Source organism: Nonomuraea sp. NPDC003804 (assembly GCF_040610675.1).
GTDB lineage: Bacteria > Actinomycetota > Actinomycetes > Streptosporangiales > Streptosporangiaceae > Nonomuraea.
The window spans coordinates 46,097-66,559 of sequence record NZ_JBEXMT010000034.1 but is presented as its reverse complement, the minus strand read 5'-3'; the positions used below and the strand labels follow the sequence as shown (position 1 = coordinate 66,559).

General features: G+C 72.4%; 19 protein-coding genes. 13 read left to right on the top strand and 6 right to left on the bottom strand.

What is annotated here, in order from left to right:
• Positions 1–5: 5 nt before the first annotated feature.
• The 3 genes from modA to ABZX22_RS36380 all read right to left on the bottom strand — a co-directional run bounded on the left by modA (position 6) and on the right by ABZX22_RS36380 (position 2,692).
• Positions 6–815, bottom strand: coding sequence for a molybdate ABC transporter substrate-binding protein (gene modA / locus ABZX22_RS36390; RefSeq protein WP_354918659.1), 810 nt, complete (start codon positions 813–815; stop codon positions 6–8).
• 7 nt (positions 816–822) lie between these two features.
• A complete protein-coding gene (locus ABZX22_RS36385) occupies positions 823–1,233 on the bottom strand; it encodes a helix-turn-helix transcriptional regulator (RefSeq protein WP_354918656.1) in 411 nt (136 codons plus the stop codon).
• Between the two features lie 121 nt (positions 1,234–1,354).
• On the bottom strand, positions 1,355–2,692 hold the full coding sequence (locus ABZX22_RS36380) for a serine hydrolase domain-containing protein (RefSeq protein ID WP_354918653.1): 1,338 nt from the start codon (positions 2,690–2,692) through the stop codon (positions 1,355–1,357).
• A gap of 232 nt (positions 2,693–2,924) precedes the next feature.
• Between ABZX22_RS36380 and ABZX22_RS36375 the strand changes: the two genes are divergently transcribed.
• From ABZX22_RS36375 to ABZX22_RS36345, 7 genes are all read left to right on the top strand, one after another.
• The gene (locus ABZX22_RS36375; RefSeq protein WP_354918650.1) at positions 2,925–3,488 is read left to right on the top strand and encodes a hypothetical protein; all 564 of its coding nucleotides are present in this window, start codon (positions 2,925–2,927) and stop codon (positions 3,486–3,488) included.
• Positions 3,485–3,946, top strand: coding sequence for a hypothetical protein (locus ABZX22_RS36370; RefSeq protein ID WP_354918647.1), 462 nt, complete (start codon positions 3,485–3,487; stop codon positions 3,944–3,946). The genes ABZX22_RS36375 and ABZX22_RS36370 overlap by 4 nt, the downstream gene beginning before the upstream one ends.
• 57 nt (positions 3,947–4,003) lie before the next feature.
• Positions 4,004–6,217: an ATP-dependent RecD-like DNA helicase gene (locus ABZX22_RS36365; protein WP_354918645.1), complete on the top strand. Its 2,214-nt coding sequence runs from the start codon at positions 4,004–4,006 to the stop codon at positions 6,215–6,217.
• Between the two features lie 108 nt (positions 6,218–6,325).
• Positions 6,326–7,519 (top strand): Ig-like domain-containing protein, encoded by a 1,194-nt coding sequence (locus ABZX22_RS36360; RefSeq protein ID WP_354918642.1) that lies wholly within the window; start codon positions 6,326–6,328, stop codon positions 7,517–7,519.
• 131 nt (positions 7,520–7,650) lie between these two features.
• Entirely contained in the window at positions 7,651–9,342 is a 1,692-nt protein-coding gene (locus ABZX22_RS36355; protein ID WP_354918639.1) for a serine/threonine-protein kinase, read from the top strand.
• 57 nt (positions 9,343–9,399) lie between these two features.
• Positions 9,400–9,747 carry a PadR family transcriptional regulator gene (locus ABZX22_RS36350; RefSeq protein ID WP_354918636.1) on the top strand — a complete coding sequence of 116 codons (348 nt, stop codon included), beginning with the start codon at positions 9,400–9,402 and terminating at the stop codon, positions 9,745–9,747.
• Positions 9,744–10,358: a hypothetical protein gene (locus ABZX22_RS36345; protein ID WP_354918633.1), complete on the top strand. Its 615-nt coding sequence runs from the start codon at positions 9,744–9,746 to the stop codon at positions 10,356–10,358. The genes ABZX22_RS36350 and ABZX22_RS36345 overlap by 4 nt, the downstream gene beginning before the upstream one ends.
• Positions 10,359–10,440: 82 nt before the next feature.
• On the opposite strand, the gene ABZX22_RS36340 is transcribed toward ABZX22_RS36345, so the two are convergent.
• Complete coding sequence (locus ABZX22_RS36340) at positions 10,441–11,508, bottom strand: hypothetical protein (protein WP_354918630.1); 1,068 nt, start codon at positions 11,506–11,508, stop codon at positions 10,441–10,443.
• 401 nt (positions 11,509–11,909) lie between these two features.
• Between ABZX22_RS36340 and ABZX22_RS36335 the strand changes: the two genes are divergently transcribed.
• From ABZX22_RS36335 to ABZX22_RS36320, 4 genes are all read left to right on the top strand, one after another.
• Entirely contained in the window at positions 11,910–12,398 is a 489-nt protein-coding gene (locus tag ABZX22_RS36335; RefSeq protein ID WP_354918627.1) for a hypothetical protein, read from the top strand.
• A complete protein-coding gene (locus tag ABZX22_RS36330; protein WP_354918624.1) occupies positions 12,398–12,679 on the top strand; it encodes a hypothetical protein in 282 nt (93 codons plus the stop codon). The genes ABZX22_RS36335 and ABZX22_RS36330 overlap by 1 nt, the downstream gene beginning before the upstream one ends.
• 4 nt (positions 12,680–12,683) lie before the next feature.
• Positions 12,684–13,352 (top strand): HD domain-containing protein, encoded by a 669-nt coding sequence (locus ABZX22_RS36325; protein ID WP_354918621.1) that lies wholly within the window; start codon positions 12,684–12,686, stop codon positions 13,350–13,352.
• Positions 13,353–13,541: 189 nt separating this feature from the next.
• Positions 13,542–14,186 carry a hypothetical protein gene (locus ABZX22_RS36320; protein WP_354918618.1) on the top strand — a complete coding sequence of 215 codons (645 nt, stop codon included), beginning with the start codon at positions 13,542–13,544 and terminating at the stop codon, positions 14,184–14,186.
• 28 nt (positions 14,187–14,214) lie between these two features.
• Here the strand turns inward: ABZX22_RS36320 and ABZX22_RS36315 are convergent, their stop codons facing one another.
• The gene (locus tag ABZX22_RS36315; protein ID WP_354918615.1) at positions 14,215–14,835 is read right to left on the bottom strand and encodes a LysE family translocator; all 621 of its coding nucleotides are present in this window, start codon (positions 14,833–14,835) and stop codon (positions 14,215–14,217) included.
• A 309-nt stretch (positions 14,836–15,144) separates the two neighbouring features.
• The gene (locus tag ABZX22_RS36310) at positions 15,145–16,485 is read right to left on the bottom strand and encodes an FAD-binding oxidoreductase (protein ID WP_354918612.1); all 1,341 of its coding nucleotides are present in this window, start codon (positions 16,483–16,485) and stop codon (positions 15,145–15,147) included.
• A 314-nt stretch (positions 16,486–16,799) separates the two neighbouring features.
• Between ABZX22_RS36310 and ABZX22_RS36305 the strand changes: the two genes are divergently transcribed.
• Together ABZX22_RS36305 and ABZX22_RS36300 are read left to right on the top strand one after the other, a co-directional pair.
• Positions 16,800–18,521 carry an ABC transporter ATP-binding protein gene (locus tag ABZX22_RS36305; protein WP_354918609.1) on the top strand — a complete coding sequence of 574 codons (1,722 nt, stop codon included), beginning with the start codon at positions 16,800–16,802 and terminating at the stop codon, positions 18,519–18,521.
• Positions 18,518–20,341, top strand: coding sequence for an ABC transporter ATP-binding protein (locus ABZX22_RS36300; protein ID WP_354918606.1), 1,824 nt, complete (start codon positions 18,518–18,520; stop codon positions 20,339–20,341). Before ABZX22_RS36305 ends, ABZX22_RS36300 begins: the two co-directional genes overlap by 4 nt.
• Positions 20,342–20,463: the final 122 nt, after the last annotated feature.

Sequence of the window (20,463 nt, the reverse complement as noted above, 5' to 3'; positions counted from 1 at the left end):
CGGGGTCAGGGCGCCTCGAATCCGGCCTTGGTGAGCACGCCCCTGCCCTCAGCCGACAGCACCAGGTCGACGAACTGCTTGGCCGGGCCGGGCGCGGGCGCCTTGGACAGCGCCGCGATCGGATAGTCGTTGATCGCCTTGTCGGCCTCGGGGAAGGGGATGCCGCGCACCTTGCCGCCGGAGGCGATCACGTCGGTCTTGTAGACGAGGGCGGCGTCGACCTCGCCGAGCTCGACCTTGGTGAGCGTGGCCTTCACGTCCTGTTCGAGCGTCACCGGGGTGACCTTCAGCCCGGCCGCGTCCAGCGCCTTGACGGCCGCGGCGCCGCACGGCACCTGCTCGGCGCACAGCGCGACCTTGACCTTGGCGTCGGTCAGGTCCTTCAGGTCGTCGACCTTGGCGGGGTTGTCGGCCGGGACGGCGATCTCCAGCTTGTTGCGCACGAACGTGGCAGGCGCGCCCGCCAGCCCCGCGTCGGTGACGGTCTTCATCGTGGCGGGGCTGGCGGCGGCGAACACGTCGGCGGGCGCTCCAGCGGTGATCTGCTGGGCCAGCGTGGCGCTGGAGCCGAAGTTGAACTTCACCGTCGTGCCCGGATGGGCGGCCTCGAAGGTCTTGCCGAGTTCGGTGAACGTGCCGGTCAGCGACGCGGCGGCGAACACCGTCACCGTCGCGGCCTCGCCGCCCGCCGCGGAGGCGGTGGCGGCCGGGGCGGCCGGAGCGGCCGCTTCGGTCGACCCGCAGCCGGACAGGCCCGCCAGGGCGACGACGAGGGGAAGGGCGAGGGCCCATCGGGATTGACGCCTGAGCACCAAGGACTCCTTACTGACTCACCGTGCGAGTGTGGTCGGGGATCTCCACGACGACGTTCGTGGACTTGATCACGGCGACCGCCACCACGCCCACCCGCAGGTCGAGCTCGTCGGCGGACTGGCGGCTCATCAGCGACACCACCCGGAAGGGACCCGCGGCGATCTCCACCTGGGCCATCACCGCGTCCTTGATGACCTCGGTCACGATGCCGCGGAAGCGGTTGCGCGCCGAGGAGTGGCCCGTGCCGTCCTCCGCCTCGATCTGGGTGCGGGCGAAGGCCGCCAGGTCGGCGCCCTTCACCTGGCGATGGCCGTTCTCGTCGCGCTCGGCGGCCAGCCGGCCCGCGTCGACCCACCGGCGTACGGTGTCGGCGCTGACTCCGAGCAGGGCGGCCGCCTCGCTGATCCGGAACGTCGTCACAAGTAATCACCATACCTTTGCACATTCCAGTCTGAACACCCGGTTCCCCGCGCATCTGCGTGGCGAATCGCCCTCGTGCCATGGCAGATGCGGCGGGCCACGCTGCGGCGGGCGATGCGCGCTAGCGGGGGGCGCCCCACTGGCCGGGCCCGCCGGGGATCGGCGTCCCGTCCTGGTACGGCTCGCGCGTGAAGATGAAGGTGTTCAGGTCGAGGAACCCGTCGCCCACCCTGAGCACCTCACCCGCGTAGTAGCCGTCGAGGCCGAGCCAGGTGCCGTCCTGCCGGGCCACGAAGCACGAGGCCCGGCCCGGGCCGTTCACCGGCGTCAGCGACAGCCCGCGCTCGGGCAGCAGCCTCAGCACGTACGGCGTGGGACCCCAGTGCCACAGCCCTGTCAGCGCCAGCAGGCCGGGGTCGGCGGCGACCGGCTTCCACGGCTCGGGCAGGCGCGGCTCGTGCTCGTCGAGGATGGCCAGCAGCTCGGTCGCCAGCGTACGGCTCACGCCCGAGGTGGTGTTGGCCATGAACAGCACGCCGACCTGGTCGGCCGGATCGCACCACACGGTGGCCAGGAAGCCGGGCATCGACCCGGTGTGGCCCGCCAGGCGCCGCCCGCCGGACCTGGCCAGCTGCAGGCCCAGGCCATACCCCGAGGTCCACGCGTCACCGTCGTCCACGGTGGCGGGTTCGCGCATCTCGGCAAGCGTCCCTGGCGCCAGCACGCCCGGCGTGGAGCCGGCCAGGAACGCCGCCCACCTGGCCAGGTCGGCGGGCGTCGACCACAGCTGTCCCGCCGGGGCCATCGCGGCCGCGTCGTGCTCCGGCTCCGGCAGCAGCACGTCGGCGAAGGGGTGCACGGCGTAGCCCGTGGCGTGCGGGGCCCGGGGCCGCGCGGTGGTGTCGTTCATCCCCAGCGGCTCCAGGACCTCCCTGCGGAGCGCCTCCAGCCACGTCATGCCGCGATGGCGCGCCACCACCTCGCCCAGCAGGCCGAACCCGAGGTTGGAGTAGTGGAAGCGGCGGCCCGGCCGGTGCCGCGAGCCCTCCGGGCCGAGCCGTGCGGCCAGCTCGTCGAACGGCAGGCCGGGCGTGCGCTCCCACCACTCCGTCGGCGGCTCGGCCGTCAGCCCGCCGGTGTGCGAGAGCAGCTGGGCGATCGTGACGTGCTCGAACGGCGTGCCCTCCACGTGCTTGCCGAGCGGGTCGAGCAGGTCGACCAGGCCCTCGTCGCGCAACCTCATTACGACGGCGCCGACCATGGACTTGGTGATCGAGCCGATCCGGTACTGCGTGTCGGGGGTGGGCGCACCGTCCCCGACCTGGCCCCTGGCCCCGAACCAGGCCGGCCGGCCGTCCCGCACGATCACTGCCGCCAGCGACGGCACCCTCGACTCCGCCTGCTCCACGGCAAGCCTGCGCAGCAGCGCCCTGGCCGCCGTCTGACCCATTTCACTCATGAGCGGAAGGTTACCGAGGGTCAACCCCCGCCCTGCCCACGTCAGGATGATCAGCCGGCACCGCTCCAGAAGGTCGTGCTGACGGAAAGCTGTCAGCGCCGTCGCCGCGACGCATGCGCCGTTCTACGATCCTTGCGGATTCGGCGCTCGGGGGCTCAGCGCACGCGCAGCAGGCGCCGGTCTGGAACGCGCGCAGGTCACGCCGTAGGTTCCGAGGAAGAGGTGTTCGCACATGGCCGCCCAGTCCTGGACGCACCCCGACACCGTTCAAACATCGCTGCTCAACGGTCGCTACCACCGGGCCGCCCTCGGCCTGTTCCTGGTCGTCGTGGTGGCGCACTGGGCCGAGCACCTGGCCCAGGCGGTCCAGATCTACGTCCTGGACTGGCCGATCCCCGAAGCCCGCGGCGTCCTCGGCGTGCCGTTCCCCTGGCTGGTCAAGTCGGAGTGGATGCACTACGGCTACGCGCTGCTGATGCTCGCCGGCTTCCTCCTGCTGCGCAAGGGCTTCACCGGGCGCGCCCGCACCTGGTGGAACATCGCGCTGGCCATCCAGACCTGGCACCACCTGGAACACTTCCTCCTGCTCATGCAGGCGGTGACCGGCAACAACCTGCTGGGCAGGCCGGTGCCCACCAGCATCATCCAGCTGCTGGTCCCCCGGGTGGAGCTGCACCTGTTCTACAACGCCGTCGTCTTCGCGCCCATGGTGGTGGCGATGCTCCTGCACCGGCGCCCCCGCGAGTCCGAGCGTGCCGGGATGCGGTGCGGCTGCGCGCTCGCCTACGGGCGATGACGATGGCGAGCGGACGGCCCGGCAAGCGGCCTTCGGCCTTCGCCGTGGCGATGACCCTCGTCGCTGCTTTCCTGCTGTACCTCGCCACCCCGAACATCGGTCATGTCATCCGGGCGGCACGGGCCGACGGTCTTCCTGGCACGTTCACCGCGCAACGCCTCTACTGCGTCCAGCATCCCGGACACGAGAGCTGCAGCTGGATCGGGACCTTCCGCTCCGACGACGGCACCGTGCGCCGGGCCGAGGTGGCGATGTACGACAGCGACCGGGAGTCACACCGTGCCGGCACGGAGACCAGGGCCATCGACGTCGGGCGGCCCAACCGGGTCTACGGGCCGGACGGCTCGGGGGAGTGGATGTTCACGGCGCTGCTGCTGCTGGGCGGCCTGGCGATCCTGGCCCATCTGTACGTCCGGCCTCTGGTGCGGCGCCTGTCCCCGCAGGCCGTCCACCGCTGATCACAGTCGGCCGCCGCTGCTCTACCCTGGCCAGAAGAGCTCGGGAGAGAGGTAGGCGTGACGGCTGGATCAGGCGGTCCCCCCGCGACGACGCTGGAAGCGGTCCTCGAACGGATCACCTTCGCCAGCGAGGAGACCGGCTACACCATCGCCCGCGTCGCCACCGAGCGGTCGGGCGCCGAGTTGCTGACCGTGGTGGGGCCGTTGCTGGGCGCGCAGGTCGGCGAGTCGCTCCGGCTGACCGGCAGGTGGACCTCCCACCCGCGCTACGGCAAGCAGTTCGAGGTGTGGTCCTACACCACCGTGCTGCCCGCCACGATCCAGGGCATCCAGCGCTACCTGGGATCGGGCCTGATCAAGGGCATCGGTCCCAAGATGGCCGAGCGCATCGTCGGCCACTTCGGCACCGACACCCTCGACATCATCGAGACCGCTCCCGAGCGCCTGGTCGAGGTGCCGGGGCTGGGGCCCAAGCGGACCAAACTGATCGCGATCGCCTGGGAGGAACAGAAGATCATCAAGGAGGTCATGATCTTCCTCCAGGGCGTCGGCGTCTCCACCTCGATCGCGGTCCGCATTTTCAAGCAGTACGGCGAGGCGTCGATCTCGGTCGTCCGGAGCCAGCCGTACAAGCTGGCCGACGACGTCTGGGGCATCGGCTTCAAGACCGCCGACACCATCGCCCAGGCCGTCGGGATCCCGCACGACAGCCCCGAACGCGTCAAGGCCGGGCTGCGCTACACGCTGTCCCAGGCCGCCGACGACGGTCACTGCTACCTGCCCGCGCCCAACCTGGCCGCGGACGCCGTCAAGATCCTCGACGTGCCGGCCGAGCTGGTCAGGACGTGCCTGGACGAGCTGGTCGCCGAGGAGGGCGTGGTCCGCGAGGACATCCCGGCGGGCGAGAACCTCGTTCCGGCCGTCTACCTCGTCCCCTTCCACCGCGCGGAGCTGTCGCTCGCCGGCAGCCTGCTCGGCCTGCTGCGCACCGGCCGCGACAGGCTGAAGGCCTTCGCCGACGTCGACTGGGTCAGGGCCGAGGACTGGCTGCGCGGCCAGAGCGGGGCCGAGCTGGCCGCCGAGCAACGCCAGGCCGTCCGGCTGGCTCTCACCGAGAAGGTCGCGGTGCTGACCGGCGGGCCCGGCTGCGGCAAGTCGTTCACCGTCCGGTCGATCGTGCAGCTGGCCCGCGCGAAGCGGGCCAAGGTCATCCTGGCCGCCCCGACGGGCCGGGCGGCCAAGCGCCTGGCCGAGCTGACCGGTCACGAGGCCACCACCGTGCACCGGCTGCTCCAGCTGCGGCCGGGCGGCGAGGCGACCTTCGACCGCGACAACCCCCTGGACGCCGACCTGGTCGTGGTCGACGAGGCGTCGATGCTCGACCTGCTGCTGGCCAACAAGCTCGTCAAGGCGATCGCCCCCGGCGCGCACCTGCTGCTGGTCGGCGACGTCGACCAGCTCCCGTCGGTCGGCGCGGGCGAGGTGCTCAAGGACCTGCTGGCCGCCGACGACATCCCCCGGGTACGGCTGACGCGGATCTTCCGCCAGGCGCAGGAGTCGGGCGTCGTGGTCAACGCCCACCGGGTCAACACCGGCCGCCATCCCGTCCTGGAGGGCATGAAGGACTTCTTCCTGTTCCCGTGCGAGGAGCCCGAGGAGATCGCCGCGCTCACCGTCGACGTCGTCGCGCGCCGGATCGCCCGCAAGTTCGGCCTCAACCCGCGCCGCGACGTGCAGGTGCTGGCGCCCATGCACCGGGGCGCGGCGGGGGCGGGCGCGCTCAACGCCGCCCTGCAGGAGGCGCTGACCCCCTCGCGCGAGGGCATGCCGGAGCGCCGGTACGGCGGGCGCGTGTTCAGGGTCGGCGACAAGGTCACCCAGTTGCGCAACAACTATGACAAGGGCGCGGCGGGTGTGTTCAACGGCACGGTCGGCGTGGTCACCGACATCAGGCTGGACGATCAAAAGCTGACAGTCCTGACTGATGAGGAGGAAAGCGTCGACTATTCCTTCGACGAGCTCGACGAGCTGGCCCATGCCTACGCCGTCTCGATCCACCGGTCGCAGGGCAGCGAGTACCCGGCCGTGGTGATCCCGCTGGCCACCAGCGCGTGGATGATGTTGCAGCGCAACCTGCTCTACACCGCCATCACCAGGGCGAAGAAGCTGGTGGTCATCGTGGGGTCGCGGCGGGCGCTGGCGCAGGCCGTCAGGACCAAGGGTGCGGGAAGGAGGCACACGGGACTGACGCACAGGCTGTCAAGCGGCTGACAGCACAATGTGTCCGAATTTGAATGAACTCTCCCATAAGATGCAGCATCCAATGGATATGGCCATTAAGGTTTTTGGGTGCACTTTGCTGGTATGGGGGAGAGGGTTGTGTTGAGCGTTGCGCCAGCGTGGCGGAAGGCTGCCGCCGGGGTCGCGGTCATTGTGGCGGCGGCTCTGACCGCGTCGTGCTCGAACGGCTCGGCGGTCACCGGAGGGACCACCGCGGACGGCGGATCCGCGCCCGCGCCCGCGTCGGCGACGCCCGCGCCGCAGATCAAGATCAGCCCGGCCGAGGGCAGCGCCAAGGTGAAGCCCAACAAGAAGGTCGTGGTGACGGCCTCGGGTGGCGCCCTCGACGAGGTTGTCGTCGAGGGCGGCGGCAAGCGGGTGGAAGGCTCCTTCAACGCCGACAAGACCAAGTGGGTCTCCAAGGAGCCGCTGCGGCCCACCAGCGCCTACAGCGTGTCCGCCAAGGCCGGGACGACCACCGCCGCGGCCAGCTTCAAGACCCTCAAGCCCGCGGTGGTCCTCGACGTCGCCGACCTGACGCCGAACCAGAAGGGTGAGAAGGTCGGCGTGGGGGCGCCGATCATCCTCACCTTCAACAACCCGGTGTCCGACAAGGCCGCCGTCGAGGGGGCGCTCGAGGTCGAGGCCGAGAAGCCGGTCGAGGGCGCGTGGCGGTGGATCAACGACACGACCGTCATCTACCGCACCGCCAAGTACTGGCCCGCGCACCAGACGGTGAAGGTGACCGCCCGCCTGAACGGCGTGCAGGGCGGCAAGGACATGTACGGGCTCGAGGACTACACCACCTCGATCAAGATCGGCGCCCAGCAGATCAGCAAGATCAACGCCAAGACGCACATGATGTACGTCTACCGGGACGGCAAGAGGGTGCAGACCATGCGGATCAGCGCCGGCATGGCCACCACCCGGGAGTACACCACCACGTCCGGCATCCACATGACGATGGAGAGGGGCAACCCGGTCCGGATGATCTCGCCGGGCCGCAAGAAGGGCGACCCCGGCTACTACGACGTAATGATCAACCACGCGGTGCGGATCTCCAACTCGGGCGAGTACGTCCACGCCAAGGACAACGTCTGGGCCCAGGGCAGGCGCAACGTCAGCCACGGCTGCATCAACGCCCGGCCCGACCAGGCCAAGTGGTTCTTCGACAACGCGCAGCGCGGCGACATCGTCGACATCAAGGGCACCAACCGGGCGCTGGAGTGGAACAACGGCTGGGGCTTCTGGCAGCTGTCGTTCAAGGAGTGGAAGAAGGGCAGCGCCCTGTAGCGTCGCCGGTGGCGAGGCGGTCCGTGCCTCGCCACCGACCGGTTGCGGCGCGCACCCGGTCGAACCGGACACTCCGTCCCGCACCACAGGCCATTCTGCGAGCCGCAGTCCCGCGATGATGTGAGGCATACGTGCGCATCGGTCCATACCGCATCCTCCGTCAGCTGGGACAGGGCGGGCAGGGCACGGTCTACCTGGGGCAGGACGAGCACGGCGGGCTCGCCGCCGTCAAGGTCATGACCGGCGGGATCGACCGTGCCTTCGCCCGCGAGGTCGCCGCGGCCCGCCAGGTCGCCGAGTTCTGCACGGCCCGCGTACTGCGTGTCGACCTCGACCACCAGCCGCCCTACGTGGCCAGCGAGTACATCGACGGCCCCGCCCTCGCCGCCGTCGCGCCCGTGCGCGGCGCCGCGCTGACCAGGCTGGCCATCGGCACCGCCACCGCGCTGGCCGCCATCCACCGGGCGGGCGTCGTCCACCGCGACTTCAAGCCGGGCAACGTGCTCATCGGCCCCGACGGGCCCAGAGTGATCGACTTCGGCATCGCCAGGCTGGTCGACGTCACCGCGACCAGGGAGGGCGCGTCCGGCACGCCGCCGTACATGGCGCCCGAGCAGTTCCGCGGCCTGCCGGTGGGGCCGGCGTCCGACGTGTTCGCCTGGGGCGCGACGATGGTCCACGCCGCCAACGGGTGGCCGCCGTTCGGCAACGACACCTTCGCGGCGACCGCCTACCGCATCCTGCACAACGAGCCGGCCCTGGGCGAGCTGCGGGAACCGTTGCGCGGGATCGTCGCCAGGTGCCTGGCCAAGGACCCGGCGCTCCGGCCGTCGGCGCGTGACCTGCTGCTGGAGCTGCTCGGGGAGCGGGCGCCCGCGCAGGAGGACGCCGCCCTGCGCCACGGCGCCGAGGCGGCGCACGGCGGCGCCGTACCGACGGCCGCTGGTGTTGCAGGGATGCCGGGCGGGGTCGGGACGGTGCCGGGCGGCGCCGTACCGACCGATGGCGTCGGGCGCGAGCGCCCGACGGCGGAGCGTGGATCCGGTGTGGCGTCACGGCGGGCTCTCCTGGCGGGTGGGGTGGCGGCCGTGGTGGCCGCGGCGACCACCGGTGTGGTCCTGTGGCGCGGCTTCGGCACGCCGGGGGACGACATGGCCGACCAGCCGACCCCCACCGGCTCCTCGACGGCCCCGCCGACCTCCCGGGACCTCCCGCTCGCCCTGGAGAGCGCGGTCAACGTGACGCCCATGGCCGACTTCACCTTCGAGGGGTTCCTGCCCCAGGGCACCTGGGCCACCAAGGTGCAGGGGAAGCTGTCCTACGATCACGACGCGGTGTCGTCGGTCGACACCCGCATGGACATGACGGTGACGGCGGAGAATCTCGAGCTGACCCAACGCGTGGTCCTCACCGAAACCGAGTACATCGACGGGAAGGAGGTGCCCGACCCGTCCCGAGCGCCGATCCTGCTGTACGCCCGGTGCCCTCACACCATGGGAGCGGTGGGCGTGATCGCCGATCTGGCCAGGACGACCGAGAACGTGAGCGCCTCGGGCCGCCGTTACGCCGGCGCACTGGTCACCAGGAAGGCTCCGGCGCCGCTCGCGCGGCAGATCAGGGCGCTCCACGGCGACGAACGCACCGAGCGGGAAACCGGCGACACCAGCCTGTCGTGGGTGCTGGTGCTGGACGGGCGGAACAGGCCGAAGACGTTCGAGCTCTCGTGGCATTTCCCGCTCGACGAGACGACCAAGCTCACCGCCAGGTTCACCACCACCTACCGCGACTGGCGCGAGGGCGAGGTTCGAGCGCCCGGCTCGTAGGAGCGCTACCCGCCCCACTACCATGCGAGACCTACTAGTAGGTGTTACCTTCCTCTCATGGCGGACGTGACGTCCAGGCGGACACAGTGGCTGCGCGGGGTGCTCGACCTCGCCGTGCTGGCCCTGCTCGCCGAGACCGGCGAGGACTACGGCTACGCCCTGCTCCAGCGCCTGGACCGGGCCGGGATGCCCGACATGAAGGCGGGCACGCTCTACCCGCTGCTCAACCGGTTGACCACCGACGGCCTGCTACAGGCCGAGTGGCGGGCCGGAGAGGGCGGGCCGGGACGGAAGTTCTTCAGGCTGACCGACGAAGGCCGGGCGGCGCTCGCGACGCAGGGGCCCGAATGGGCGGCATTCGCGAAGACCGCGATCAGCGTGATCGAGCGAGGAGTCAAGGGATGACCGCTCTCGACAGGAAGTACCGCGAGGAGCTGACGCTGGCGCTGCGCCTGCGCGACATCTCGGGGGTCCGGGTCGGCGAGGTGCTGGCGGAGGTCGAGGCGCACGTCGCGGAGACGGGCGAGGACCCCACGACGGCGTTCGGCACCCCGAAGGAGTACGCGGCGACGATCGCCGAACAGCTCGACACGCGGTCGGGTAAGCCCTCGCCCCTCCACCAGGCGGTCGGGGGGCTGGCCACGGGTGCGCTGGGTTACGTCGGCCTGACCCTGCTCTGGAGGGCGTTACGGGCAGACGGGCCCGCGGCGTCCTTCACCACGGCGGACACCGTCGGGGGGATCGCCTTCCTCGCCCTGATGACGGCCGGGATCTCCCTTTCCTTCCGCGCGGCCACCGCGCCCACCAACGGCAAGGTGTACGGCGTGCTGGGCGGCTGCGCCCTGGTGGCCTCGCTCGCCTCATTCCCTCTGTCGGAGGTCCTGCTCGACGACCAGGCCTCGCTCGTCGAGGTCTCACGCTGGGTGGCGGTGGGCCTCGGGGTGGCGGCGGTCGCCGGTTCCCTGCTTCTCGTGGTCGGCGCCATCAGGCACGGCCGCGTCGTCGACCCCCGCTGAACGCACGCCGGTCCGGTCTCGCGGACCGGCGTGGCCCGCCATGTGGGGCCGTTGATCGGCACACGCCGCCGACGGGCCGACCCTATTCGTCACTCCAGCGGCACGTGGCGCGGGCCGCGGATGCCGTCACGGTGGAGGTGTCGTGGGCGCGATGGGGCTGGTTGGCCAGGATGAGGGTCAGGCGTCCCGGTCCGGGGACCGGCCAGCTGCCCAGGGTGACCCAGGTGCCCCGATGGGCTTTCTGGTCGACGGTGACCGGTCCGCCCAGGTGCGGGGCGGTGGTGTCGTCGTCGTCGAGGTAGTAGTAGGCGGTGCCGGCCGACCGGCGGTCGTCGGCGATGAAGGCCTCGACGGTGCACCTGGCGTGCGGCCGGGTGTCGAAGTACCAGTTCACCAGCTGCGTGGCATGGCCCAGCTCGGACGTCACCTGCAGGAACAGCGCCGTGCCTGTGCAGCCGTCCTGCCTCCAGCCGCCGCCGGTCGGTCGCCAGCCGGGGTCGGCGTAGGACCATTCCGCCTGGCAGCCGAGGCCGTGCACCGCGCTCCAGGTGTTCGTGGCGGCAGGCGTGGCACGGCTTGGCGAGGAGCCCGTGACAGGGGCGCTCACCTGGGAGGACACGGCCTCAGGCAGGGCGGGCGACACCTTTGTCACGACGGGCCCGGGGCCGGCGGCCGTCTCCGTGCCGCCCAGCGCCGACATCCCCGCCGCGAAGAGGACGGCGGTCGCCGCCACGACCGCCGTCGTGATCACCCATCGCAGGGACTTCTTCCGCGTCAGGAGCCCGCGGCCGGCGCCGGCGTCCGCATGGCCCACGACCGGGCCCTCGGCTGCGGCGCCCGGCTCATCGGTGCCGGCGCCTTCGCCGGCCGCCTGCTCGACAGGGTTGTGCCGCGCCGTCGATGCGGTTCTGCCGGCGGCGATGATCTGTGCACGGCGATCCAGCCACGGCTGAGGATCGTCGACACCGAGAGCGTGAACCAGCGCTCGCAGCACTCCCTCCGACGGCAGACGATGCCCCTGCAGCGCCTGGCCGATGACCGACTTCGAGTAGGGCGCCTGGGCGCGCCGGGTCCGGTCCGCCAGCTCCCGCACCGACGGAGACCCCTGCTGCCGATGCAGCGCCCGTAACTCTCCGATGAAGACGTCCACCGGGTCCTCGCCGGGCCCCGGCCGGTGTCCTCGTCCATCCCCGGCTACCGGGTCGTCACGATCTGACACTCGTCTCTGTCCTCGCTTCCTCGCTGGTCATCCGCTGTCCGGGCCCGGCGGGTGCCTGGTCGTCGCCCGCGCGCGGCGTCCACCGACGGTGGACACGGCAGCAAGTGATCTCACACCCTCACGGCACACCGTCTCGCCCCTGACAGGAGTTCTCGGGAGATCTTTTCAGCGGATCACGGTCCTGGCCATCGCCGCCGCTCGGGGCGCCGCCCAGAACGGCCGCTCGTGGTCGGGCCGTGTGGCCCGGCGGGCCGGGACAGGGGCTACCTTCAGGCCGACTGAAGGTTCATGGTAGGTTTCAGCCTGCCTGAAGGATGACCTGAGGAGGACCTGTGGAAGGTCTGCTGCTGTCGGTGCATGTGCTCGCCGGCATCGTGTTCGTCGGCGGTTCGGCCGTCGCGACGAGCCTGTTTCCCCGCTACGCGCCCGTCGCCGCCGGCCTACCGGCCGGCGCGGGCGCAGCCGACCCCTCGCCGCCACCCGACCAGGGCGACAGGAACCGGGCGGTGGCCGTCGCCCTGCACCGCATCACCCGGGTTTACAGCATCCTCGGGCTCGTCGTGCCCGCCGCCGGGATCATCCTGGCCAGTGGCCAGGGCCGTATGGGCGAGATCTGGATCACCATCTCCATGGTTCTCACCGCCGTCGCCGGCGGCCTGCTGGCCACGCAGATCTACCCGCGCCAGCGTGACGCGCTCAGCCGTCCCGACGACGGCAGGCGGTTGCGCCGGCTGTCGATGTTCACCGGGATCTACAACCTGGCATGGGCGACCGTGGTGGTCCTCATGATCGTCCGACCCGGCTCGGGCACGGGAGCGTGATGTCCGTGCGCGCCCTGCGGATCGCGGCCGGTCTCGAGACCGCCTCCCTGGTGATCCTCATCGTCAACCTGCTCACCGTGCACGCCAAGGCGATCACGACGTTCGTCGGCCCGGTGCACGGCATGTGCTACGTCGCCGTCATCGGAGCCGCGTCGCTGGTCCCGCGGGCCTCCTCCGGCGCCCGCCGGCTTGCCTGCGTCCCGGCGGTCGGCGGCCTGCTCGCCCTGCGCCGCCTCCACTCCGACGTGCGACACCCCGCCCCCGGCGCCCAGGAAGGCTGACCCGATGGACATGTACGGCGACCTGCCCTTTCCCCGAACCGAGCCGGCGTTGAAGGCGATGCGCTTCGCCAGGGACATCGAAGAGCCGGCGATCTTCAACCACAGCATGCGCACCTACCTCTACGGGCGCTTCCTCGGCGAACAGCAGGGTCTGCGACCCGGCCATGACTACGACGACGAACTGCTGTTTTTGGGGTGTGTCCTGCACGACGTGGGACTCAGCGACGAGGGCAACGGCGACCAGCGTTTCGACGTCGACGGCGCCGACGTGGCCGCGCGCTTCCTCACCGAGCAGGGAGTCGCGCCTGACAAGGTCGAGATCGTCTGGGACGCGGTAGCCCTCCACCTGTTCTTCGAGGTCGCCCACCGCAAGCGGCCCGAGATCGCGCTCGTGACGGCCGGCGCCGGATACGACCTCACCCCCGCGGCGGCGCACCCCCTCCCCGCGGGCTACGCCGATCGCATCCACGCCGTGCTGCCCCGCCTGCACGCCGCTGCCGCGCTGCGCGACGCGATCGTCGGCCAGGCGCTCGACAAGCCGCACAAGGCTCCGCCGTACAGCATGATGGGTGAGCTCGTCCGCCAGAAGACGCGGGGGAGCTGGCCCACCTGGGACCAGCTCATGTCCCAGAGCCCCGGCTGGAACGACTTCGACGGCCTCGGCGGCGACTGACGCCCCTGGTGCGCGAAGACGGCGGGCGTGGGCGCGGGAGGCGGCGTACCGTTCGGCTATGACGATCCCGCTCCGTCCTCTGCCGCCGGACCGCCGTCCGGCCGGCACCGGACGCGAGATCGGCGCCGGCCATGGACCTGAGGAGCCGGCCGCCCGCGCCTCTCGCTCCTCGCGCACGGGGAGCGGCGCATGACCGGCTTCGGCCCGCGCGCGGTCCTCGTGCCCGATCTGGGCGAGGACCTGGCCCGCGCGATCGGCGAGCTGGAGGAGCTCCTGCTGAACCTGCGGGCCGCCGAGGACGGCGGGGCGGTGCTGCCGAGCCCGCTGGCGCACGGGGCAGCACTGGCGGCGCTGCGGAGGTTGTGGCGGGCGGTGGCGCCCACCCAAGGGCGGCGCGCGGTCCGGGCCCGGCTCGGGGGACGGCTGTACGCCCCCGGCGGCCGGATCGAGCACGTCCCACTCCGCCTGGTCGACATCGACCCCGTCGACGTGGCGACGTTGTCGGCGGCCGCCGCCGCGCTCGGCACCTGCGCCCGCGGCGATCGCCCTGGGGACGGCACGCCAGGCCACACCAGCGAGCCCGGCAGCGACACGGTACGGGACGTCCTCGACGCGGCCCGGAAGGAACTGTCCGGCGCGGAACTCGTCGTCGTGGCCGCCGGTGTCAGCGGCCTGCTGGATCTGGCGGACACGGCGGAGTCCATCGTGCTGCGCGAGCGCCTGGCCGCCGCGGGGCCCGGCGCCGACGTCGTCCTCACCCCGGCGCAGGAAGCCGCCTACCGGGCGACGGCCGACCGGCTCGACGCCATGTGGCCCCGTCCCGGCCGCCGATGAGCCGAGGGGCTGACTGACGAGGGGATGGCTAGAGCCCGGCCGCGACCGCCACGCCCAGACCCAGCAGTGCGCAGCCGGTGGCGATCCGCAGGCCCCGGTGGACGGCCGGGCTGGACACCAGGGCCCGTCCGCGGTCGACCGTCCAGGTGAACAGCAGGTACCAGCAGCCGGTGACGGCCGCCCACAGCGCCCCCAGGGCGAGGCTCGACAGCAGCACCGGGCCGTGCGGGGTCAGGAACTGGGGGAGCAGCGAGATCGCGAACACGCCTGCCTTGGGATTGGCGAGGTTGGTCGCCAGGCCGGCGGCATAGGCGCGCCGGTAGCCGGAGGCGGCCGGTCCGCCGTGGGCGGCGGGCGTGGCGGTCCTGCGAGCCGACAGCAGGGTGCTCACCCCGAGCCCGAACAGCAGCATTCCGCCTGCGACGCGGATCAGCGCGTACGCCGCGGGGTTCGACAGCAGGACGGCCGACAGCCCCGCGGCGGCGGCGCTGGTCCAGGCGAGCAGGCCGGTGCAGGTTCCGGCGATGCCTGCCCAGGCGACCCGCCGGCCGCCCTGCAGGGTCTGCCGCAGCACGAGCGCCTGTCCCGCGCCCGGCAGCATCGCCAGCAGCCACGTGGTGACGACGAAGACGGGTAGCTGGGTGGGCATGCGGAACCTCATGTCAGGCGCTCGTGGGTGGGGCTCCCAGTCTCGCGGCGGCCCGCCCTCAACAGAAGCGAATGATCATCAAGGCTCTTATAAGATTTTTTGATGCTCCCCGATCCCGCGCAACTGCAGCTGCTCGCCCTGATCGAGCGGCACGGCTCCCTCTCGGCCGCCGCGCAGGCTCTCGGGGTGACCCCGCGGCGGTGACTCGCTGCGGCTGCGCATCGGCGCGTTCCAGGCCGCCGCCCTGCACGGCCGGCGACACGGACGCTGAAGGACACCGACCCGGCCGGCGCCGGGGCGTCACGGCCCTCACGAAGCCGCGCGGGCGGCCGCGGCGGGCGGGATGTTGTGCGAGCGCCCGAGGATGTTGTCCGGGTCCCAGGCCCGCTTCACCTCGGCCAGTCGCGCGTGGTCGGCGGGAGTGTAGGCGGCCGCGGTCCGGCCCGGGTCGGTGAGGAAGTTCAGGAACGACCCGCCGGTGACGTGCGGGCCCAGCCAGCCGGTCACCTCGCGCATCCGCTCGTCCACCTCGGCGGCGTCGCGGGAGCCGTCCAGGACGGCCGTCGTGATCACCGAGAACGGCACGTCGCGGTGACCGACCGGGCCGGCCCCCTCGGCGGGCCGCGCCATGGCCCCGCCCCAGTGGCGCAGCTCGATCGCGCTCACCGGCTGCTCCGCGCCCTTGACGATCGCCTCGATCGCGTCGTCCGGCACCTCGCGCAGCAGGTCGAGGTGCTGGCGCACGGCCATCGGCGGGGGAGGGGGACCGCCGAACGCGGTCGCCGCCTCCGCGAAGCTCATCGCCGCGAACCCGCCGGCCAGCGCCGGGCCCGCCGCGTCGACCAGCGGGGCCAGGCAGCGCTCGGCCGCCTCGGCACCGCCCGTGTAGAAGGCCCGTACGGCCAGCGCCCACCCGCCCGTGTCCGGCATCCGCATGAGGATGATCGAGGTGTTCGACTCGTCGGGCTCGTCCGGCGCCCACTCCCGGTAGCGGGCCAGCATGTCGGCCGCCCGCTCGGCGGGGAAGAGGGTCATGCCCGCGTAGACGTCGGTGACCGGGTGCAGCGCGAACTCCAGCGACGTCACGACCGCGACGTTGCCGCCGCCGCCGCGCAGCGCCCAGAACAGGTCGGGATGCTCCTCGGCGCTGACCGTGAGGCGCCTGCCGCCGGCCGTCACGACCTCGGCGCCCAGCAGGTTGTCGGCGGCGTAGCCGTACCGGCGCGACAGCCAGCCGGTGCCGCCGCCCAGCGTGTAGCCGGCCACGCCGATCGCGGGCGTGCCGGACACGGGCGCCAGCCCGTACGGCGCGGCGGCGGCGATGACGTCGGACCACACCGCTCCTGCGCCGGCGCGCGCGGTGCGCCGTTCGGGATCGACGCGCACCTCGGCCATGCGGGAGGTCTTCAGCACGATGCCGCCGTCGGCCGGCACGAGGGTGCCGTGCCCGGTCGACTGCACGGCGAAGGGCACGCCGTGTTCGCGGGCGACGGCGATCGCGGCCCGGATGTCGCCCGGGCCCTCGGCTTCCACGACGGCGGCGGGCCGGGGGTCGATAGTGCGGTTCCACGCCTGCCGTTCGGTGTCGTAGCGCTCGTGGCCGGGGGTGAGGACAGCGCCTTTGACGAGGGCGCGCAGTGTGTCTTCCATGCCGTGATCGTCGCGGTGCCGGCCGCCTCCGGTCGTCGTACGAGGGAAGACTCCTTCGGCTACGACGCAGGAAGTACGGCCGTACGGCCCACGGCGGCCGGCAAAATCGGTTGTCCGCCGGTGCGGCCGTCTGTTGTACTCCCGGGCAGCGAGTCGTCGAGAAAGGGAGCGCAGCGATGCGGAGAGCGTTCATGTCCACCCAGCCGCGAACCTTCCCCGACCCCAAGGACATGACGCTTCGTGCACGCCTTGACCCCACCGACGGCGGCCTGTGTAGCCGCCGGTAGACCCGCGCCGGGCGGTGACGCCGCCCGATGACGACACCCATCACCGGCGTCCTGCGCGAGCTGCGGCCCGGACGCCGTTCCGCCGTGGCGCTCGCCGCCGCCATCAGCGCCGCCACGCTCCTGCCGCTGTCGGCGCCCCAGCTCACCCGCCGCTTCGTCGACGACGCCGTCGCCGGAGCCGGCACCCGCCACCTGGTCCTGCTCGCCCTGGCCTTCCTCGCGGTCGCCGTGGCCGCGCAGGCCGCGCGCGTGGTCACCGCCTGGCTCGCCGGCCGGCTCGCCTGGGACGGCACGAACCGGCTCAGGGAGCGGCTGGCCCAGCACGCCCTCGGCCTCGACATGGCCTTCCACGGCCGGCACACGCCCGGCGAGATGATCGAGCGGGTGGACGGCGACGTCGTGGCCGTCGCCCGATTCGTCGTCGCGTTCCTGATGGACGTCGTGGCGAGCCTGCTGCTGCTCGGCGGCGTGCTGGTCGTCGTGTTCGCCGTCGATCCCCTCATCGGCGGCGCGCTGCTGGCCTACTGCCTGCTCGCCGGCTTCGGGATGGCCCGCGCGCAGCGGCTGGCCGTACCGACGGCCGCCCGGTCGCGGGCGGCGAGCGCCATGCTCTTCGGCCACCTCGAGGAATGGCTGGCCGGCGCGGAGGACATCCGCGCCAACGGCGCTGGCGAGCACACCGTCTACCGCTTCCACCAGGTCGCCTCCTCCTGGTACCGGGAGGAGTTGCGGGCCTCGCGGATCGGCAGCGTCCTGCTGGCTTCGACCGGCGTGGCGTTCGCGGCCGGCACCGCGATCATCCTCGCCCTCGCCGCGTGGGCGCAGCAGGCGGGCACGCTCACCGTCGGCACCGCCGTCCTGCTGTTCCAGTACACGCTGATGGTCCGCGCGCCCTTCGAGCGGCTGATCGAGCAGCTGCGGCAGTACCAGTCGGCGCTGGCCGGGTTCGCCAGGGTCGGCGACCTGCTGGCGCGGCGGCGGGCGCTGCCCGACCCCGTGGACCCGCGTCCGCTGCCTGCCGCGGGACCGCTCGGCCTGGAGCTCGACGGCGTGGGGTTCGCCTACGGCGACGACGAGCAGGTGCTGTCGGGCATCACCCTGACGCTGGCGCCGGGCGAGACGCTCGGCCTGGTCGGCAGGACCGGCAGCGGCAAGACGACCATCGCCAGGCTCCTGCTGCGCCTGTACGACCCGACCGAGGGCGCGGTCCTGGTCGGCGGGCTGGACCTGCGCGCGGCCGATCCCGCCTCGGTGCGGCGGCGGGTGTGCGCGGTCACGCAGGACGTGCAGCTGTTCGCCGCCGGCGTCCGCGACAACCTGACGCTGTTCCGGCCGCACGCGGACGATGACCGGCTGCGGGCCGTCCTGGACGAGGTGGGTCTCGGCCCGTGGCTGGCCGGGCTGCCCGACGGGCTCGACACCGAGCTGCGCGGCGTCTCGGCCGGTGAGGCGCAGCTGCTCGCTTTGGCGCGGGCGTTCCTCGCCGACCCGGGACTCGTCATCCTCGACGAGGCCTCGAGCAGGCTCGATCCGGTCACCGAGCGGCGCGTCGAGCGGAGCATCGACCGGCTGCTGGCCGGCCGGACGGGGGTGCTCATCGCGCACCGGCTGTCGTCGCTGTCACGGGTCGACAAGATCGCGGTCGTCGCCGAGGGCAGGATCGTCGAGTACGGCCGGCGCGCCGACCTCGCCGCCGACCCTGGCAGCCGGTTCGGGCGGCTGCTGGATGTGGCGGGGGTGCGCCGATGAGGGCCGCCCTGCTGGTCGCCGTCCGGCTGACCGGTTTCGACCTGCGCCGGTACCTGATCGGCGCGCTGCTGTGGCTGCCGGTCAGCGTCATCCCGCTGGCCGGCGGGCTGCTGCTGCGGGCGCTGTTCGACCACATCAGCGGGCAGCGCGCCGCCGCACTGGAGGTGTCGCTGTGGCTGTGCGCGGCGTTCGTGGGGGTCGAGCTGGTTCGCGGCGCCGTCCTGGTCGTCGCCTTCACCTACGGGGTCTACTGGTGGGACGCCGCCGCGACGCTGCTGCGCGCCAACGTGCTGCGGTCGGTCATGACCGCGCGCGGGCCCGCGGCGGCCAGGCTGCCGCACGCGCCGGGTGAGTCGGTGGGCCGGCTGCGCGACGACGTGAGCGACCTCGTCGAGCTCGCCGACGAGTCGGTGCCGCTCGCGGGGGCGCTCCTCTTCGGCGGCGCCGCGGTCGCGATCATGGTGTCGATCGACCCCCTGATCACCCTCGTGCTGGTCCTGCCGATGATCGGGATCGGGGTGCTGAGCCGGCTGATGAACGAGGTCGTCAGGCGGCTGCACCAGCGTGCCCGCACGCTCGGCGCGGCCGTGACCGCCTACGTCGGCGAGATGTTCGGCGCCGTTCTGGCGATCAAGACCGCGGGGGCCGAGGAGGCGGTGCTGGAGCGCTTGCGCCTGCACAACAGCAGGCGGCGCGCCGCCGCGGTCAAGGACGGCATGGCCACTGACCTGCTCGGCGCCGCGACGGCCGCGAGCGTCGAGGTCAGCATCGGCCTGGTCCTGCTGCTGTCAGCGGCGGCGATGCGCCGTGGCGAGTTCACGGTGGGCGACCTGGCGCTGTTCACCAGCTACGTCGGCTGGCTGGCGGCCCTGCCGCGCACCGTCGGCGGGATCCTCTACCGGCTGCCACAGGCCGCGGTCGCCACCGAGCGGCTCACCGGGCTGATGGCCGGCCACGAGGACGCCGCGGACCTGTCGAGGAGCAGCGGCGTGTGGTTCCACCGCGAGCCGCCGCCCGCCGGCCCGGTGCCCGATCGCGCCGACCCGCTGGAGGTGGTCGAGATCCGCGGGCTGAGCGTGCGCCACGCCGGCGGCGGCCACGGCGTGCGGGAGGTCGACCTGACGGTCAGGCGGGGGTCGTTCACGGTCGTCACCGGCGCCGTCGGGTCGGGCAAGACGACGCTGGTGCGTGCCCTGCTCGGCCTGGTGCCGCTCACCGGTGGCACCATCGCCTGGAACGGCGTGCGCGTCGAGGACCCCGGCACGTTCATGGTGCCGCCCAGGGCGGCCTACGTGAGCCAGGTCCCGCGGCTGTTCTCGGCCTCGCTGCGCGAGAACCTGCTGCTCGGCCGGCCCGACGACCATCTGGCCGGCGCGCTGAGGCTGGCCGCCTTCGACGAGGACCTGGCCGGGATGCCGGACGGCGCGGCCACGGTGGTCGGGCCGCGCGGGGTGCGGCTGTCCGGCGGTCAGGTGCAGCGGGCGACGGCGGCCCGCGCGCTGGTGCGGGCACCGGAGTTGCTGGTCGTCGACGATCTGTCGTCCGCGCTGGACGTCGAGACCGAGCTGCTGCTGTGGGACCGGATCGCCGCGGCCGGAGACGGCGGCGGCCCCGCGACGCTCGTAGTGGTGTCGCACCGGAAGGCGGCTCTGGAGCGGGCCGATCAGATCATCGTCCTGGACCGCGGGCGCGTCGCCGGCCGCGGCCGGCTGTCCGAGCTGCTGGACGGCTGCGCGGAAATGCGGCGGCTGTGGAGCGAGGAACTTTTCTCCGAGGCCGAAGAGGATCCGCATTATCCCGCTGGCCGGAGAAGCCGCTGACAAGGAAAAGTCGATATCAATTCCCTCTTCTGTTATCTCGCTGATTTAGCGGAGTTTCGGCTCCCCTCGAGGGAGCCGGACTACCGTGCAGAAAGGGACCGAAACCAGAGGATCCCGGCAAG

Bases quoted from the DNA above. Each gene is read 5' to 3' on its own strand.
- ABZX22_RS36380 (WP_354918653.1), bottom strand. From the start codon at position 2,692: ATGAGTGAAATGGGTCAGACGGCGGCCAGGGCGCTGCTGCGCAGGCTT.
- ABZX22_RS36375 (WP_354918650.1), top strand. From the start codon at position 2,925: ATGGCCGCCCAGTCCTGGACGCACCCCGACACCGTTCAAACATCGCTG.
- ABZX22_RS36370 (WP_354918647.1), top strand. From the start codon at position 3,485: ATGACGATGGCGAGCGGACGGCCCGGCAAGCGGCCTTCGGCCTTCGCC.
- ABZX22_RS36350 (WP_354918636.1), top strand. From the start codon at position 9,400: ATGGCGGACGTGACGTCCAGGCGGACACAGTGGCTGCGCGGGGTGCTC.
- ABZX22_RS36345 (WP_354918633.1), top strand. From the start codon at position 9,744: ATGACCGCTCTCGACAGGAAGTACCGCGAGGAGCTGACGCTGGCGCTG.
- ABZX22_RS36330 (WP_354918624.1), top strand. From the start codon at position 12,398: ATGTCCGTGCGCGCCCTGCGGATCGCGGCCGGTCTCGAGACCGCCTCC.
- ABZX22_RS36325 (WP_354918621.1), top strand. From the start codon at position 12,684: ATGGACATGTACGGCGACCTGCCCTTTCCCCGAACCGAGCCGGCGTTG.
- ABZX22_RS36320 (WP_354918618.1), top strand. From the start codon at position 13,542: ATGACCGGCTTCGGCCCGCGCGCGGTCCTCGTGCCCGATCTGGGCGAG.
- ABZX22_RS36315 (WP_354918615.1), bottom strand. From the start codon at position 14,835: ATGCCCACCCAGCTACCCGTCTTCGTCGTCACCACGTGGCTGCTGGCG.
- ABZX22_RS36310 (WP_354918612.1), bottom strand. From the start codon at position 16,485: ATGGAAGACACACTGCGCGCCCTCGTCAAAGGCGCTGTCCTCACCCCC.
- ABZX22_RS36305 (WP_354918609.1), top strand. From the start codon at position 16,800: ATGACGACACCCATCACCGGCGTCCTGCGCGAGCTGCGGCCCGGACGC.
- ABZX22_RS36300 (WP_354918606.1), top strand. From the start codon at position 18,518: ATGAGGGCCGCCCTGCTGGTCGCCGTCCGGCTGACCGGTTTCGACCTG.